The following is a 15,707-nucleotide window of genomic DNA, read 5'->3' as shown; positions in this document are numbered from 1 at the left end:
GCCGCGAAGCGGCGTCTCGAAGGGTGTTCCAGAGCGCGCTGGAAGCATCCTTCGAGACGCCATTCCAAGGGGAATGGCTCCTCAGGATGAGGGCTGAGGGTTCTCGATGGCCTTTTGGAGCTTGTGAATGACCGATGCTGCTGCCGCCCTGATCGAGGACGACCCGTTCGCCGATGCGGACGTGGTGCCGACGCGGCTCGGCGACGCCCTGATCCAGCGCATCACCCAGGCGATCCATGACGGCCGGCTGAAGCCCGGCGACCTGCTGCCCTCGGAGGCGCGCATGGCCGCCTCCTTCGGCGTCAGCAAGCCGATCGCGCGCGAGGCCATCCGCCAGCTCGCGGCGATGGGCGTCGTCCATATCCAGCAGGGCAAGCCGACGCGGGTGCAGGCGCTCGACGCCGCTCCGCTCGACCGCTTCTTCCGCTTCGCCGTGCGCGGCAGCAAGACCGGCCTGACCGAGGCCGTCGAGCTGCGCCGCGTGCTCGAGCCGCCGATCGCGCGCTACAGCGCCGAGCGCCGCTCGGAGGCCGATGTCATCAGGCTGACCGAGATCCTGAAGCGGCTCGAAACCTCCTGGGCCGACGTGCCGCGCTGGATCGAGGCCGATCTCGACTTCCACGAGGCCATCGCCGCCTCGGCCGGCAACACCTTGCTCGACCTCCAGATCCGGGCGCTGCGCCCGTTGAATCGGGAGATCATGGAGCTGTTCAACTCGCGGAGCACCCGCAACACCGGCGACTGGCGCAAGACCTACGAGCGCCATGTCGAGGTGGTTCAAGCCATTCGCGCCGGTGACGCCGAATGGGCCGAGCGAGCCATGAGCAAGCATTTCGAAGCGGCTGAAGCCGCCATCGCGGAAATCGCGACAATCCGGGAGGAAGACAACAATGACAGCAGGGACAGGGCTGGACCGTAGGCAGGTCCTCGGAGGCTTCGTCGGACTGAGCTTCGTCGGGCTCGACAGCGCAGCCGCGCTGGCGCAGACCGCGCCGCTCAACCTCTTTGCGCATCGCGTCATGCAGACGGTCGCGACCGGCGCGCAGGGCGGCGACATCACCAAGGCATGGTGCGAGAAGAACGGCACCACGGTGCAATGGACCACCTTCGACACCGGCCCGTTGCAGGAGCGCCTGTTCCGCGAGGCGAGCCTGGGCGAGACCTCGGTCGATGTCGGCTTCCTGCTCAACACGCAGGCCGTGCCGCGCGCCGCCAGCCTGTTCGAGCCGCTCGACGACTTCATGAAGCGCGATCCGCTCGATGACGCCGCCGACATCTTCCCCGGTCTGATGGAGGGTATGAAGGTCGGCGGCAAGCAGGTCGCGGTGCCCTTCCGCCACGCCTCCTCCGGCCTGCACTACAATGAGGAATTGCTGGCCGAGAAGGGCTTCAGCAAGCCCCCGGCCACGATCGAGGAAATGGTCGAGATGGCCCGCGCCTGCACCTATCGCAGGGCCGACGGCACCGCCGTGGTCGGCCTGTGCATGCCGGGCGTCACCTATCCCAACGTCATCGACATCGCCCGCGCCTGGGATGGCGACTTCATCACGCCGGATTACAAATGCGTCGCCGACCAGCCGCCGATGCTGAACGCGATCAGGCTGCTGCGCGAGCTCTTCCAGGCCGGCGCCTTCCCGCGCAATTTCGCGACGCTCTCCACGGAGGACGTCAACGTCTGGATGCAGACCGGCCGCGCCGCGATGAGCCTGCAGAGCATGGGCCGCAACCGCATCTACAACGACCCGCAGAAGTCGAAATTCCCCGGCAAGATCAAGACGATCGCCGTTCCAGCCTCGAAGACGCTGGCCGGCAAGTACGATGCCGCCCCGGCCAAGGTCGAGTTCTGGGGCCTCTGCATTCCCAAGAACTCCAAGCGCAAGGACCTCGCCTGGAGCTTCATCAAGGCGATGTCCTCGAAGCAGGCGACGCTGGGCGCCGCCCTCAACGGCAACGGCCCGGTCCGCGCCTCGACCTATGCCGATGCCGGCTTCGCCGCGACCGTGCCCTATGCGGCCGAGGAGCTGAAGGTGCTGAAGGTGGCGCGCGTGCCGCTGCCGGCCTTCGACGAGGCGGCGCGCGCCGGCGACCTGTTCAAGGAGGAGGCCGAGGCCGCCGTGCTCGGCATGAAGACGCCGGAGGAGGCGATGGCCTCGCTGGTCAAGCGCGTCCAGCCGCTGCTCCCGGCCTAGGGGAGGGTGTCATGACGAAGCTTCACCAGCCGTCGCGCCGCGCGCTTCTGGCCGGGACCGCGCTCGCGCTCCCGGTGCTGGCCATGCCCGCCTTGGTGCGGGCGCAGGCCAAGTCGCTCAACATCATCAGCCACCGCGTCCACCGCAACGTCCTGACGGGCGAGGGCGGCAAGGGCGGCGACATCATCGGCGAATGGTCGAAGGCGACCGGCGCCGGCGTCAACTGGGCGACCTTCGACGTCGCGCCGCTGCACGAGCGCCTGCTGCGCGAGGCCAGCCTCTCCGAGACGAGCTTCGACCTCGGCTTCGTCGTCAACACCCTCGCCGTGCCCCGCGTGCTCCGGCTGATGGAGCCGCTCGACGCGCTCCAGAAGAGCGACCCGATCGAGGACTTCGCCGGGGTCGCGCCGGGCATGGTCAAGGCCCTGAGCGTCGACAGCTCGATCAGGGGCATCCCGTTCCGCCATGCCACGACCGGGCTGCACGTCAACGAGGCCATCCTCGCCGAGCGCAAGGTCGCGACGCCGAAGACGATCGAGGAGATGATCGAGGTCGCGAAGGCGACGACCTTCACCAATGCCGCGGGCGTGCCGGTCAGCGGCTTCGCGATGGAGGGCGTCAGCTACGTCAACATGGTGACGCTGTCGCTCGCCTGGGGCGCGCCCTTCATCAGCGAGGACCTCAAGGTCCTGCCCAACGAGGCCGGCATGCTGAAGACCTTCGAGGTCTTCCGCGACCTCTACGCCGCGCGCGCCCTGCCGCGCAATTTCGCGACGCTCAAGCAGGACGAGGTCATCACCCAGATGCAGGCCGGGCGGGCGGCGATGTGCCATTTCGCCTTTGGCCGGTACTTCGCCTTCAACGACCCGCAGAAGAGCCAGTTTCCCGGCAAGATCAGCGCGATCGCGCCGCCGGCCTCGCGCGATCTCGGCACTGGGGCCATCGTCGGCACGACCGAGTTCTGGTCCTTCGTCATCCCGAAGAACTCGCGCAACAAGGAGCTCGCCTGGTCGCTGGTCAAGGCGATGACCGCCAAGGAGGCGGTGATCCGCGGGGCCCTCAACGGCAACGGCCCGATCCGCGCCTCGGCCTACGAGGACCAGCGCGTCAAGGACGCCGTGCCCTATGCCGCGGCCGAGGCCCAGGTGCTGGCCGTCGCCCGCCCGCCGCTGCCCGCCTTCGACCGTGCCGTCGAGGCCGGCGATGCCCTCGCTCAGGCCGTCCAGGCCGTCGCCCTTGGCCAGGTCACGCCCGAGCAGGGCCTCGCCGATCTCAAGCGCCGCGTCGAACCCATGGTGAAATCCTGATGGCTGCCACTTTGTCTCCCACCGCCCGGATCGGCTTCATCGGCATCGGCACGATGGGCCTGCCGATGGCGCTCAACGTGTTGCGCGCCGGCTACCCGCTGACGGTCTTCGATCTCAGCGAAGCCGCGCTCGCCGAGGCGCAGACAGCCGGCGCCAAACGCGCCGCGACCATCGCCGAGCTCGTGCGCCAGAGCGACGTGGTCATCACCATGCTGCCCGATGCGCCGGACGTCGAGGCGACGGCGCTGGGCCCTGACGGCATCGAGGCGAATGCGCCCTCCGGCTTGATCTATGTCGACATGAGCACGATCGACCCGGTCACCAGCCGCCGCGTCGGCGCTCGCCTCGCGGCGCGCGGCATCCGGATGATCGACAGCCCGGTCGCGCGCGGCGTCGAGAACGCCCGGGCCGGCACGCTCGCGCTGATGATCGGCGGCGACCTCGCGGTCTTCCAGGAGGTCGAGCCGCTGCTGCGCCGGATGGCCGATACGATCACGCATTGCGGCGAGCTCGGCAACGGCACCGCGATGAAGCTCGTCAACAACTTCCTCTCGGCCGGCATCGTCAGCGCCATTGCCGAGGCCATGACGATCGGCCTGAAGGCGGGCCTGCCGCTCGACCTGATGGTCAAGATCAGCGGCGGCACCGGCACCAACAATGCCTGGCTGCACAAGCTGATGCCGGGCAAGGCCTTCCTCGGCGATTTCTCGCCGGGCTTCATGTCGCGCCTCGCCCGCAAGGACCAGCGCCTCGCCACCAAGCTCGCCGAGCAGATCGGCGTTCCGCTCACGCTCGGCACGGCCGTGCTGGCGCTGCTCGACGAGACCACCGAGCAATTCCCGCGCGACGACTTCACCAGCATCCTGCGCCTGGTCAGCGAGCGCGCCGGGGTCGAAATCCGCTTGAGCGAACAGACCGCCGCGGCCTGAAACCGAACGTTGCGAGGTAGGCACCATGCACGCCATTTCCCGACGCACCCTGCTCACCGGAACCGCCGGTACCGCTGCGCTCGCGGCCTTTCCGTCCCTGGCGCAGGCCAAGACGCTGACCGCGCTCGGCCACCGCGTCCACCAGACCTGCGCCACCACCGGCCCGGGCGGCGACGCCACCGAGGCCTGGCGCCAGCAATCCGGTGCCGGCATCAACTGGGTCACCTTCGGCGACAACAACGCCATCCACGAGCGGCTGCTGCGCGAGGTCACGCTGGGCGAGACCTCGATCGATGTCGGCTACCTGCTCAACGGCCGCGCCGTGCCGCGCAACCTCCGGCTGTTCGAGCCGCTGGACGGCCTGATGAAGGAGGCGGCGCTGGAATCGCCGGAGGATTTCGCGCCCGGCCTGATCGCGCCGCTCAAGCTGGACGGCGCCCTGCACGGCATCCCCGTCCGCCACGCCACCAACGCGCTGATCTATAACGAGGCGCTGCTCGAGGAGCGCGGCGTCAAGCTGCCGGCGACGTTCGAGGAGCTGATCGAGGCGGCGCGCAAGCTCACCTTCAAGCGCGACGACGGCACGCAGGTCTACGGCCTCGCCTTCACCGCCGTCTTCGCCTCGAACTTCCTGACGCTGGCCCGCTGCCTCGGCGGCGACTACATGACGCCGGACGGCAAGCTCGTCGCGGCCGAGCCCGGCATGGTCAAGGCGCTGACCACGCTGGCCGAGCTCTACAAGGCCGGCGTGCTGCCGCGGAGCTTCGCCACAGTGAACAACGAGGAGATCACCAGCTGGATGCAGCAGGGCAGGGCGGCCATGACCATCAACCCCTTCGCTAGACTGGTGACCTATAACGACGCCAGCAAGGGCAAGTATGGCGGGCGCTTCAAGTCGCTGCTGCCGCCGATGGCCTCGGACCTCATCGGCAAGGTCAGTTTCGCGCCGACCGTCGAATACTGGTCGCTGGCCATCCCGAAGAACGCCAAGCAGAAACCGCTGAGCTGGGACCTGATCCGCGCGCTCTCCTCCAAGGCCGGCACCAAGGCGATGGCCCTGAACGGCAATGGCCCGACCCGCGTCTCGACCTATGCCGACCCGGCGCTGATCGCGGCCATGCCCTATGCCGCCGACGAGGCCGCGGCACTGAAGGCGAGCCGCATCCACCTGCCCGCCTTCGACGAGCAGGCCCGCGCCCACGACATCTTCATCGAGGAGACTCAAGCAGCGGTGCTTGGTATCAAGCCGGCACAACAGGCGATGGACGACGCCGTCAAGCGCGTGAAGCCTCTGCTGGGCTGAGGCAAGCCGTCATTGCGAGGAGCGTAGCGACGAAGCAATCCAGGGGGACTGCGCGAGACCCCCTGGATTGCTTCGCTTACGCTCGCAATGACGGTTTTGGTCGAGGCGATCCTGTCTGATCAGAGAGCATTGTAGAGATATGGCTGCACTTCACGGGCGCACCGCGCTGGTCACCGGCGCTGCGCGCGGCATCGGACTCGCCATCGGCGAAAGGCTGGCGCAGGCCGGCGCGCATCTCGTCGTCCACGATCGCGATGCGGCGGCGGCAGAGCAGGCGCTGGCGCAATTGCATGGCGCGGGCTTGTCCGCGAGCCCGCTGATCGCCGATCTGGCCGAGCCGGCGGCGCCGGCCCGCATGCGCGAGGTGCTGGAGGCCGAAGGGCACCTGCCCGACATCCTGGTGCTCTGCGCCTCCGTCGAGACCCGCGAGACCTGGGACAAGCTCTCGGAGGACGCCATGGCGGCGCAGACCGAGATCAACCTCCATGCCACCGTAAGGCTGATCCAGGCCTTCCTGCCTGGCATGGTGGCACGCGGCTTCGGGCGGATCATCGCGATCGGCAGCGTCCAGGAAGCCAGGCCCAACCCGACGCATTTCTATTACGCCGCGACCAAGGCGGCGCAGACCAACATGATCCTCAACCTCGCCCGCACGCTGCGCGCGCCGGACGTGACCTGCAACATCATCCAGCCCGGCGCGATCCTGACCGACCGCAACCGCGCGGTGCTGACCGACCCGGCCTATGAATCGATCGTTCTCGGCCGCATCCCGCTGGCGCGACTAGGCTCAGCCCGCGACTGCGCCGGCGTGGCCTTGCTGCTTTGCTCGGAGGAGGGCGCCTATATCAACGGCGCCGAGATCGCGGTCGATGGCGGCTTACGGCTGTAGCCGAGAATTCGGCCGCAACGCTTTCCCCGTCATGGTCGGGCTTGTCCCGACCATCCATGTCTTCGCTGATGAAGGACCGTGGCTAAGACGTGGATGCTCGCCACAAGGGCGAGCATGACGGTGGAGAGTGAAAGCCGGCGTTCAGCCGAACACCCACAGCCCGGCCAACCCCGCCGCGCCCACGATGATCCGCCACCAGGCGAACAGCGTGAAGCCGCGGCGCGAGACGTAGTCGAGGAAGGTCTTGACCACCAACAGCGCCGCGAAGAACGCCGCGATGAAGCCGACCACGATCAGCGTCATGTCGTCGGAGGTCAGGTTCTTGTAGTTCTTCAGCAGGTCGTAGGTGAAGGCGCCGGCCATGGTCGGCATCGCCAGGAAGAACGAGAACTCGGCCGCGGCGCGCTTGTCGGCCCCGAGCAGCATCGCGCCGACGATGGTCGAGCCCGAGCGCGAGACGCCGGGGATCATCGCCAGGCACTGGATCGCGCCGATCTTCAGGTACATCGGCAGCGGGAACTTGGTCGCGTCGGTGTGCTTCACCTCGAGCTCGAGCTCGTCGACCACCAGCAGCACGAGACCACCGGCGATCAGCGCGCAGCAGACCAGTACGGGGTTGAACAGCACGCTCTTGATGAAGCCGCCGAGAAGCGCGCCGATCACCGCCGCGGGCAGGAAGGCGATCAGCGCGCCGATGACGAAGCGCCGCGCGCCGGGATCGGTGGGCAGCCGCATGGCGATGTCGAGCAGGCGCCGGAAATAGACCAGCAGGATGGCGAGGATCGCGCCGAGCTGGATCAGGATCTCGAAGGTCTTGCCGTTCGACTCGAAGCCGAGGAAATGCCCCAGCAGCAGCAGGTGCCCCGTCGAGGAGACCGGCAGGAATTCCGTAAGCCCCTCGACGATGCCGAGAACGATGGCTTCGATCAGGTTTTGCATGGCCGGTTTCCTAGAGCATGATGCCGAAAAGTGCGTAGCGGTTTTCGGGCGACATCATGCTCCAACTGCTGGATCGAGACCGATTCACACGTCAGGCGTATGCCTGACGTGATCGGGCTCGTGACGACTCAGCGCCGCGCGGGGGCACTGGTAAACCCCATGGGGGTATGGAACCAAGCTCTTTGCAAATTGGTTACCACTCTCCCAACGCAACCCTGCCCAATTGCCGCAATGGCGCCCCGGCGGGTTGTGAGCCCCCTTAGCCGGGACTATAGGAGGCCCCGGCGTCTCGCCCTGCCTTTCAGTTTGTCCCGGCCCTGTTTCGGCCGCACCTGTCCCTTCCAAGAGTGCAATGGCGATTCTTCACCACTACCCGCTATGCCCGCATTCGCGCTTCATCCGGCTCGTGCTGTCCGAGCTCGGCTTCGAGGCCGAGCTGATCGAGGAGCGCGTCTGGGAACGCCGTCGCGAGTTCCTCGAGCTCAATCCGGCCGGCACCACGCCCGTCTTCCGCGAGGATAACGGCTTCACCGTGCCGGGCGCCGGGCCGATCGCCGAATATCTCGACGAGACCCGTGGCCTCGGCCTGGGCGAGCGCCGGCTGCTGCCGGAGGGCCCGGCCGAGCGCGTCGAGGTCCGCCGCCTGCTCGACTGGTTCAACCTCAAATTCGATGGCGAGATCACCAGCCCGCTCGTGCTGGAGAAGGTGATGAAGCGCTTCATGGGCCGGGACGAGGGCGGCGGCCCGCCGGAGATGAGCGCGATCCGCGCCGCGCGCAGCAATGTGCGCTATCATCTGCGCTATATCGCCTGGCTCACCGCCAAGCGGAACTGGCTTGCGGGCAGCGAGCTGAGCTATGCCGATCTCGCCGCGGCGGCGCATCTCTCTTGCGTCGACTATCTCGGCGACGTGCCCTGGGAAGAGGACGAGGCCGCGCGCGCATGGTACGCGAGGATCAAATCCCGGCCGAGCTTCCGGCCGCTGCTGAGCGACCGGGTGCCGGGCATGGCGCCGAGCGCGCATTACGACAACCTGGACTTCTGAAGGACCGGGCGGCCACCCTGAGCCCTCATCCTGAGGAGCCGCGCAGCGGCGTCTCGAAGGATGCTCCAGCGCGCGCTGGAGCATCCTTCGAGACGCAGGCTTTGCCTGCTCCTCAGGATGAGGGCTGGAGGAAGGCCAGTCCAAGCCGTGGCGAAAAGCTCAAGCAGGCCGTCGTCGAGCGCGCTCGCTCCGAGGGCTTCGTCGTCGCGCGCGTCGCTTCGGCCGATGCCATCCCCGACGCGCCGCAGCGCCTCCAGGCCTGGCTCGATGCCGGCTATCAGGGCGATATGAGCTGGCTTGAGGAACGCGTCGCCGAACGCGCCGACCCGCGCGCGCTCTGGGGCGAGGTCAGGAGCATCGTCATGCTCGGCATGAACTATGCCGCAGAGGGCGATCCGCTCGCCATCCTCAATGAGCCCGACAAGGCGTCGATCTCGCTCTATGCCCGCAGGCGCGACTATCACGACGTCATCAAGGGCAAGCTGAAGAGCGTCGCCGGCCTGCTCGCCGCGCGCGCCGGGGCCGACGTGAAGGTCTTCGTCGACACCGCCCCGGTGATGGAGAAGCCGCTGGCCGAGGCCGCCGGCCTGGGCTGGCAGGGCAAGCACACCGTGCTGGTCTCGCGCGAGCACGGCTCCTGGCTCTTCCTCGGCGCGATCTATACGTCAGCCGAGCTGCCGCCCGACGTGCCGGAAACAGACCATTGCGGTTCCTGCCGGCGCTGCCTCGACATCTGCCCGACCGACGCCTTTCCCGCGCCCTACCAGCTCGATGCCCGCCGCTGCATCGCCTACCTCACGATCGAGCACCAGGGCCATATCGATGCGGCGCTCAGGCCCGGCATCGGCAACCGCGTCTTCGGCTGCGACGATTGCCTCGCCGTCTGCCCCTGGAACAAGTTCGCCGAGGCCGCGCAGGAGACGCGCCTCGCGCTCAGGGGCGAACTCGACGCACTGCCGCTGGCGGAGCTCGCAAAGCTCGACGACCCGGCCTTCCGCGCGCTCTTCGCCGGCACGCCGGTCAAGCGCACCGGTCGCGACCGCTTCATCCGCAACGTCCTGATCGCGATCGGCAATAGCGGCCGGCCGGAATTGGCCGAAAGCGCTGCGGCGCTGGTCGGCGATGCCTCGCCGCTGGTGCGCGCCATGGCCGCCTGGGCGCTGATCAGGCTTGAGCCCGATGAAGCGCGTCGCCGTGCCGCTGCTGCGGTTGCCACCGAATCCGACGATGACGTGCGCCGCGAATGGCTCGCGCTCGAACCGGACATTGCCGCATGAAGCTCGTCATCTTCGGCCTCGGCTACACCGCCGGCTTCTTCGCGCGCGCCGCGATCGCCGAGGGTTGGGAGGTCACCGGCACGGTGCGTTCGGCCGAGAAGGCCGGGGATCTCAGCCGCGAGGGTATCCGCACGCTGGTCTTCGGCGGCTTCGCCGTCTCCCGCCCGCTCTCGCTTGCCCTGGCGGAGGCCGACGCCGTGCTGGTCTCGGTCCAGCCGGACGAGGAGGGCGATCCCGTCCTGCGCACGCTCAGTGCTGAACTCGCTGCGGCCCCGAACCTGCGCTGGATCGGCTACCTCTCGACCATCGGGGTCTATGGCGACCATGGTGGCGCCTGGATCGATGAAGCAGCGGAGTGCCGGCCGACCAGCGCCCGCTCGAAGCTCAGGCTCGCCACGGACGAGGCCTGGCTCGAACTGGGCGAGCGCAGCGGCAAGCCGGTGCAGGTCTTCCGGCTCTCCGGCATCTACGGTCCCGGCCGCAACGCCATCCTCAACCTGCGGGCCGGCACGGCGCGTCGGCTGATCAAGCCCGGCCAGGTCTTCAACCGCATCCATGTCGAGGATATCGCCGGCCTGCTGCTGGCTTCGCTGGCCAGGCCGCGCAATGGCGCGATCTACAACACCACCGATGATGAGCCGGCGCCGCCGCAGGATGTCGTGAGCTATGCCGCCGAGCTGATCGGCGTCGCGCCGCCGCCGGAGGTCGCGTTCGATGCCAAGCTGCTCTCGCCGATGGCGGCAAGCTTCTATGGCGAGAACAAGCGGGTCTCGAATGCGCTGATCAAGCGCGAGCTGAGCTATCAGCTGCGCTATCCGACCTATCGCGAGGCGCTGCAGGCGCTGGCGAAGACGGAAGGTCAGGCCGCGTAGCGCTGGCCTTCATCACCGAGATAGGTGAGGTAGCGCTGGTCGATCGCGGCCACAGGCAGGATCACCAGCACGTCGGTGGTGCCGAACTGCCTGTCGACAACCGCGCCGGTGCCGAAGCGGGCGCCGAGGCGCAGATAGCCCTTGATCAATGGCGGCAGCTGCTTCAGCGCCACCTTGGCGTCGATCATCTCGATCGGCAGCCGGTCCATCGCGACGCAGCGCTCGGGCCGGGCCTGGGCCAGCCAGTCGCCCTGCGAGCGGGCATGGTGGTGCAGGAAGCTCAGCGGCAGCGCCAGCGCGTCCGGGTCGGTGCCGTCGAAGCTGGCGCAGCCGAACATCGCGTCGATGCGGTGGTGCCGGACATAGGCCCAGATGCCGTGCCAGAGCAGCTCGACCGTCTTCTTGGTGCGGTAGGGCTTGAGCACGCAGGAGCGGCCGAGCTCGAGGAAGCGCAGCTCGGGATGGCGCGAGGTCAGCGCCGACAGCTCGAATTCCGACTGGGTGTAGAAGCCACCGAGCCTGGCCGCCGCGCCTTCGCGCATCAGCCGGTAGGTGCCGACGACCTTCGGCTTGATGCCGCCGAAGCGGCCGCGCGCCGCATGGTCGATGACGAGGAGGTGGTCGCAGGCGCCGTCATAGCGGTCGGCGTCGCGGCGGAACATCCGCGAGATCACGTCGGGCTTTGCCGACATCTCCTGGTAGAACACCCGGTAGCGCAGGCGCTGGGCCCGCCAGATCTCGCGCGGGCCCCGCGCAAGCCGCACTTCGAGCGAGCCCGAGCGGCCGAGCGTGCCGTCGAGGCCCTCCTGATTGCGCCCGAAGCGGCGCACCGTATCGCTCGTTATTTGGGCAAGGGGGGAGAAGCGCGAGAACAAGGGATGCCCGGCCGGCAGTTGCTTTGCCGGCTGCCGCAGACCGCGGAACACATCGAACGCCATTGCCCGTTTCGTCCCCGTGCCGTCGATTCTTGCCATTAGGAACGCTAGCGCCGTCGATCTTACAAGATCGCGACAGAACTACGTCAGACTTATGACGTTTCGGTCAGGCGCTCAAGGCCCGGGCAGGGCTGCTCACAATTTGCTCGATCCAGCCGCGAAGAGCCTCGCGTTCCAATGGCTTAGCCAGGCAATCATCCATGCCCGCAGCGAGCGCGGCGCGCCGGTCGGCCTCGGCGACATTGGCCGTCACAGCGAGAATCGGCACTTTGCGGGAGCCGAAGCACCTGGCCTCGGCAGCGCGAATCGCGCGCGCCGCCGCGTGCCCGTCGAGCTCGGGCATGCGGATATCGAGCAGGATCAGGCCGAAGCCCTGCCCCTTGCCGGCCAGCGCCGCCTCGGCCAGCGCCACCGCCTCGCGCCCGTTGCGCGCCCAGGTCGCGGCGCAGCCGAGCCGCTCCAGTGTCCTAGTCGCGAGCAGGGCGTTGATCTCGTTATCCTCCGCCACCAGCACGGAGAGGCGCGGCGCTGCCGCCTCCTTGGGCTGCGTCGCGGGGGCTGCCGACGCCAGGCTTTCGGCTGCCACGGCGGGGGGTGCAGGCGACAGGCGCTCGTAGAGCGAGCGAGCGCGCACCGGCTTGACCAGGAAGCCGGTGAAGCCGGCGGCGAGCGGCGAGCCGAACTGCCGGCGCTCGAAGGGCGAGAGCACGATCAGGCTGTCGGTGACGCCGGCCGTACGCGCTGCCGCTGACAGCGAGCGGGCATCCTCGTTGCCGAGCTCCTGGTCGATCAGCGCCGCATCGTAGCGCGGCTGATCCGCCAACGCCGCGCGTGCCGCTGCTGCGTCCGGCGCGAGCGTGATCGTGGCTCCCGCATTCCGGACGGTCTCGGCGAGGAAGCGGGCGCCAAACGGCGTTCCGCAGGCGAGCAGCACGCGCTTGCCGCGCCAATCCGGCGGCGTCGGGGCGGGCTCGCTATCCTTTGCCGCAGGCAAGGGCAGGGCGACGGTAAAGGTCGCGCCCTCGCCGGGTGGGCTGGTGACCGCGACCTCGCCGCCCATCAGCGCCACCAGCCGGCGCACGATGGCAAGGCCCAGGCCCGTGCCGTCATGCCGGCGCGCGGCCGTCTGGTCGGCCTGCTCGAACTCCTCGAAGATCGCCTGCAGCCGGTCGGCCGGAATGCCCGGCCCGGTATCGGCGACGCTGATCTCGATGGCTTCGCCCACGCGCCCGACGCGGATGCCGACACCGCCTGTTTCCGTGAACTTGACGGCGTTGCCGACGAGGTTGAGCAGGATCTGCCTGACGCGGTCGCCGTCGCCGATCAGGTGCGAGGGCAGGTCGGGTGCCAGGAAGCTGGCGATCTCGATGCCTTTGGCCTGCGCGCGCGGCGCCATCAATTCGCTGACGGTCTCGATCAGCAGGCCGAGATCGAAGCGCTCCTCGTTGAGTTCGAGCTTGCCGGCCTCGACCTTGGCGAAGTCGAGGATGTCGTCGACGAGCGAGAGCAGCGCCTCGCCTGAGGTTCTGAGCGCCCGCACGTAGGTGGTCTGCTCCGGGTCGAGCCTGGTGTCGTTGAGGAGGTCGGCCATGCCGAGGATGCCGTTGAGCGGCGTGCGGAACTCGTGGCTGACCGTGGCCAGGAAGCGCGACTTCGCCTCGCTCGCGCCCTCGGCCCGGCTGCGCGCCTCCATCAATGCCTGCTCGCCGGCGATCCTGGCGGTGATGTCGCGCCCGACCCGCTGCAGCACGGTCTTGCCGAGCGCGACCGGCACGACGGTCTCGACCCAGGAGATCCAGCGCTCCCCGCCATCGGGCGCGGCGATGCATTCGTCGAAGACGCGCGCGCCATCCTCGAGTGCCTGCGCCGGGCGCGAGGCGACGAGGCGCGGCTCGCGCCGGCTGCCGATGATCTCGGCCTCGCCCGCGCCGAGCAGTGCCGCATAGGCGGCGTTGGCATAGACGATCCGGCCTTCGTTGCGCCGCACGATCAGGTCGCCCTGCGCCTCGATCAGGCTGCGATAGCGCTCCTCGCTATCGGCCAGCGCCCAGAGCCGGTCGTTGAGCTTGTCGAGGTCCTCGCTCAGCTCCGCAGCCTGCCTCAGCACGCGGTTGCGCGCCCGCAGCAGCATGAACGCGGCGACGCCGGCCAGCACGGCGGCGGTGCTGGCGAGGGCGGCCCAGAGCAGCGGCAGGATGGCTTCCATGGCCTATGGTCTTACCAGCCGCGGGTTGAGGAACCCTTGGAAACAACGCCAAAGTTTTCGTTTACTTGTAATGAGTTGGTAACCAAGCCGCGTCGTGGTCTGGCGGAAGCCTCGCCGCGTTATCCCCGGAGCAGACGGGCCTCGGTCGTCATGGTCGCCCTTGTGGCGACCATCCACGTCTTCACACGGGAGCGGCCGGGTGCCACCTTTCATTGAGTGCGCCCGCCGCCAGCGTCGCAAGGCGTGGATGCTCGCCACAAGGGCGAGCATGACGGGGTGGGGCCGTCCCCGAAGGCAATGCTAGGTTCTGCTCCGGCCGAGGCCCGCCGAACGCAACCCTCACGCCGCCTGCGCGACCTGATCGATCCGCGAGCGATAGGACAAAGCCTCTGCCAGATGGATGCGGCCGACCTTCGCTTCCCCGTCGAGATCGGCCAGCGTGCGCGCCACTTTGAGCACGCGGTGATAGCCGCGCGCCGTCAGCCGCATCGCGTCGGCCGCGTCGCGCAGCAAGCTCATGCCGGCGCTATCGGGCCGGGCGATCTGGTCGAGCACCGGCGCCGGGCAGGCGGCATTGGTCGTGACATGGCCGAGCCCAAGCGCCTCGAAGCGCCGCGTCTGCGCCCGCCGTGCGTCTGCGACGCGCGCTGCGACCTCGGCCGAGCCCTCGCTTGCCGCCGGCAGCAGCAGGTCCGACGCCGTGACGGCGGGGACGTCGATGACGATGTCGATCCGGTCGAGCATCGGGCCGGAGATGCGGGTCTGGTACTGCGCCATGCAACGTTCGTTCGGCTGGCGCCGGCAGGCATAGCCCGGCTCGGTCGCCTTGCCGCAGCGGCACGGGTTCATCGCCGCGACGAGCTGGAAGCGGGCCGGATAGACTGCGCGATGGTTGGCGCGCGAGATCAGCACGTCGCCGGTCTCCATCGGCTGGCGCAGCGCATCGAGCGCCTGCGCCTGGAACTCCGGCAATTCGTCGAGGAAGAGCACGCCGTGATGCGCCAGCGAGACCTCGCCCGGCTTGGCCTGCAAGCCGCCGCCGACCAGCGCCGCCATCGAGGCGGAATGGTGCGGAGCGCGAAAGGGCCGCCGGTCGGTCAGGGCGCCGTCGGCGAGACGCCCGGCGACGGAATGCACCATCGAGACCTCGAGCAGCTCGCGCGGCGAGAGCGGCGGCAGGATCGAGGGCAGGCGGCTCGCCAGCATCGACTTGCCGGCGCCGGGCGGCCCGTTCATCAGCATGTCAAAGTTACTATTGTCGCAGTCGACCAGGGCCAACGACGTTCCGACGATAGCCATAAGCGTCGACCCAAGGACGACTACGCGAACCCTTTAGTTGACCTCAGCAAGCGAGTGAAATCATCTGAACGGCCTCATTAAGAGAGCCAATCTGTCGGCTAATGTCGTGACCATACCGCCTCCAGAAAACGCCCGCGAACACGGGAATTTCATTTCGAATGCCCTGAAAGTCGGCGCTTCTACGTCGATGAACTCTTGCATGACGGTGCTCAATTCCCCGAGCAGCCTCCATCATCTCGAGCCAGTGTTGAGCTTATCGATCATCCCAACGAGAGACATTGTGAATCGTCAGATAACAGCTTGACTCAAAAACTGAACGGTGTTCCAAAAAGAATATTGTTCAGGAAAACTTTATGGCAGCTTCGCTTCTTGACCGCGCGTTGGGCACGATGGAAATGATGTCGACCCGGATGGGCGGCGTCAGCGTCACCGTGGTGGCCGATGAGATCGGCCTGCCCAAGAGCGGCGCGCATCGCCTTCTCGCCGACCTGATCCGCCTCGGCTATGTCCGCCAGGA

The 15,707-nt window shown here is 68.1% G+C and carries 13 protein-coding genes and 1 pseudogene; 10 read left to right on the top strand and 4 right to left on the bottom strand.

Features of this window, described 5'->3' with window-relative positions:
• The first annotated feature begins 127 nt into the window (after positions 1-127).
• The 6 genes from DWF00_RS27650 (at position 128) to DWF00_RS27625 (ending at position 6,617) form a co-directional block, all read left to right on the top strand.
• Positions 128-919, top strand: a complete 792-nt coding sequence (locus tag DWF00_RS27650) for a FadR/GntR family transcriptional regulator (RefSeq protein WP_114832197.1) — start codon at positions 128-130, stop codon at positions 917-919.
• Positions 891-2,189 carry an ABC transporter substrate-binding protein gene (locus DWF00_RS27645; RefSeq protein ID WP_114832198.1) on the top strand — a complete coding sequence of 433 codons (1,299 nt, stop codon included), beginning with the start codon at positions 891-893 and terminating at the stop codon, positions 2,187-2,189. The genes DWF00_RS27650 and DWF00_RS27645 overlap by 29 nt, the downstream gene beginning before the upstream one ends.
• 11 nt (positions 2,190-2,200) lie before the next feature.
• Positions 2,201-3,496, top strand: a complete 1,296-nt coding sequence (locus DWF00_RS27640; RefSeq protein WP_114832199.1) for an ABC transporter substrate-binding protein — start codon at positions 2,201-2,203, stop codon at positions 3,494-3,496.
• Positions 3,496-4,425 (top strand): NAD(P)-dependent oxidoreductase, encoded by a 930-nt coding sequence (locus DWF00_RS27635; protein ID WP_114832200.1) that lies wholly within the window; start codon positions 3,496-3,498, stop codon positions 4,423-4,425. Before DWF00_RS27640 ends, DWF00_RS27635 begins: the two co-directional genes overlap by 1 nt.
• Before the next feature lie 25 nt (positions 4,426-4,450).
• On the top strand, positions 4,451-5,728 hold the full coding sequence (locus DWF00_RS27630) for an ABC transporter substrate-binding protein (protein WP_114832201.1): 1,278 nt from the start codon (positions 4,451-4,453) through the stop codon (positions 5,726-5,728).
• A gap of 139 nt (positions 5,729-5,867) precedes the next feature.
• Positions 5,868-6,617 (top strand): SDR family NAD(P)-dependent oxidoreductase, encoded by a 750-nt coding sequence (locus tag DWF00_RS27625; protein ID WP_114832202.1) that lies wholly within the window; start codon positions 5,868-5,870, stop codon positions 6,615-6,617.
• A 141-nt stretch (positions 6,618-6,758) separates the two neighbouring features.
• Here the strand turns inward: DWF00_RS27625 and DWF00_RS27620 are convergent, their stop codons facing one another.
• Positions 6,759-7,556 carry an undecaprenyl-diphosphate phosphatase gene (locus tag DWF00_RS27620; RefSeq protein WP_114832203.1) on the bottom strand — a complete coding sequence of 266 codons (798 nt, stop codon included), beginning with the start codon at positions 7,554-7,556 and terminating at the stop codon, positions 6,759-6,761.
• A gap of 352 nt (positions 7,557-7,908) precedes the next feature.
• Between DWF00_RS27620 and DWF00_RS27615 the strand changes: the two genes are divergently transcribed.
• The 3 genes from DWF00_RS27615 (at position 7,909) to DWF00_RS27605 (ending at position 10,750) form a co-directional block, all read left to right on the top strand.
• Positions 7,909-8,601, top strand: a complete 693-nt coding sequence (locus DWF00_RS27615; RefSeq protein ID WP_114832219.1) for a glutathione S-transferase family protein — start codon at positions 7,909-7,911, stop codon at positions 8,599-8,601.
• A 101-nt stretch (positions 8,602-8,702) separates the two neighbouring features.
• Complete coding sequence (queG, locus tag DWF00_RS27610; protein ID WP_281270198.1) at positions 8,703-9,878, top strand: tRNA epoxyqueuosine(34) reductase QueG; 1,176 nt, start codon at positions 8,703-8,705, stop codon at positions 9,876-9,878.
• A complete protein-coding gene (locus tag DWF00_RS27605) occupies positions 9,875-10,750 on the top strand; it encodes an SDR family oxidoreductase (protein ID WP_114832205.1) in 876 nt (291 codons plus the stop codon). The genes queG and DWF00_RS27605 overlap by 4 nt, the downstream gene beginning before the upstream one ends.
• Here the strand turns inward: DWF00_RS27605 and olsB are convergent.
• From olsB to DWF00_RS27590, 3 genes and pseudogenes are all read right to left on the bottom strand, one after another.
• The gene (gene olsB / locus DWF00_RS27600; protein ID WP_245974349.1) at positions 10,738-11,580 is read right to left on the bottom strand and encodes a l-ornithine N(alpha)-acyltransferase; all 843 of its coding nucleotides are present in this window, start codon (positions 11,578-11,580) and stop codon (positions 10,738-10,740) included. The genes DWF00_RS27605 and olsB overlap by 13 nt on opposite strands.
• Positions 11,581-11,791: 211 nt before the next feature.
• Positions 11,792-13,891, bottom strand: a complete 2,100-nt coding sequence (locus DWF00_RS27595; RefSeq protein ID WP_114832207.1) for an ATP-binding protein — start codon at positions 13,889-13,891, stop codon at positions 11,792-11,794.
• A gap of 339 nt (positions 13,892-14,230) precedes the next feature.
• Positions 14,231-15,136: pseudogene (locus DWF00_RS27590) on the bottom strand (YifB family Mg chelatase-like AAA ATPase); the annotation flags it as partial.
• A gap of 407 nt (positions 15,137-15,543) precedes the next feature.
• On the opposite strand from DWF00_RS27590, the gene DWF00_RS30165 reads away from it, so the two are divergent.
• Positions 15,544-15,707: helix-turn-helix domain-containing protein (locus tag DWF00_RS30165; RefSeq protein WP_147283820.1), on the top strand; the 164-nt coding region annotated here is incomplete at its 3' end.

Source organism: Allobosea caraganae (assembly GCF_003351345.1).
GTDB lineage: Bacteria > Pseudomonadota > Alphaproteobacteria > Rhizobiales > Beijerinckiaceae > Allobosea > Allobosea caraganae.
The sequence above is the reverse complement of the archived record's forward strand: the minus strand, read 5'-3'. Positions and strand labels throughout refer to the sequence as shown.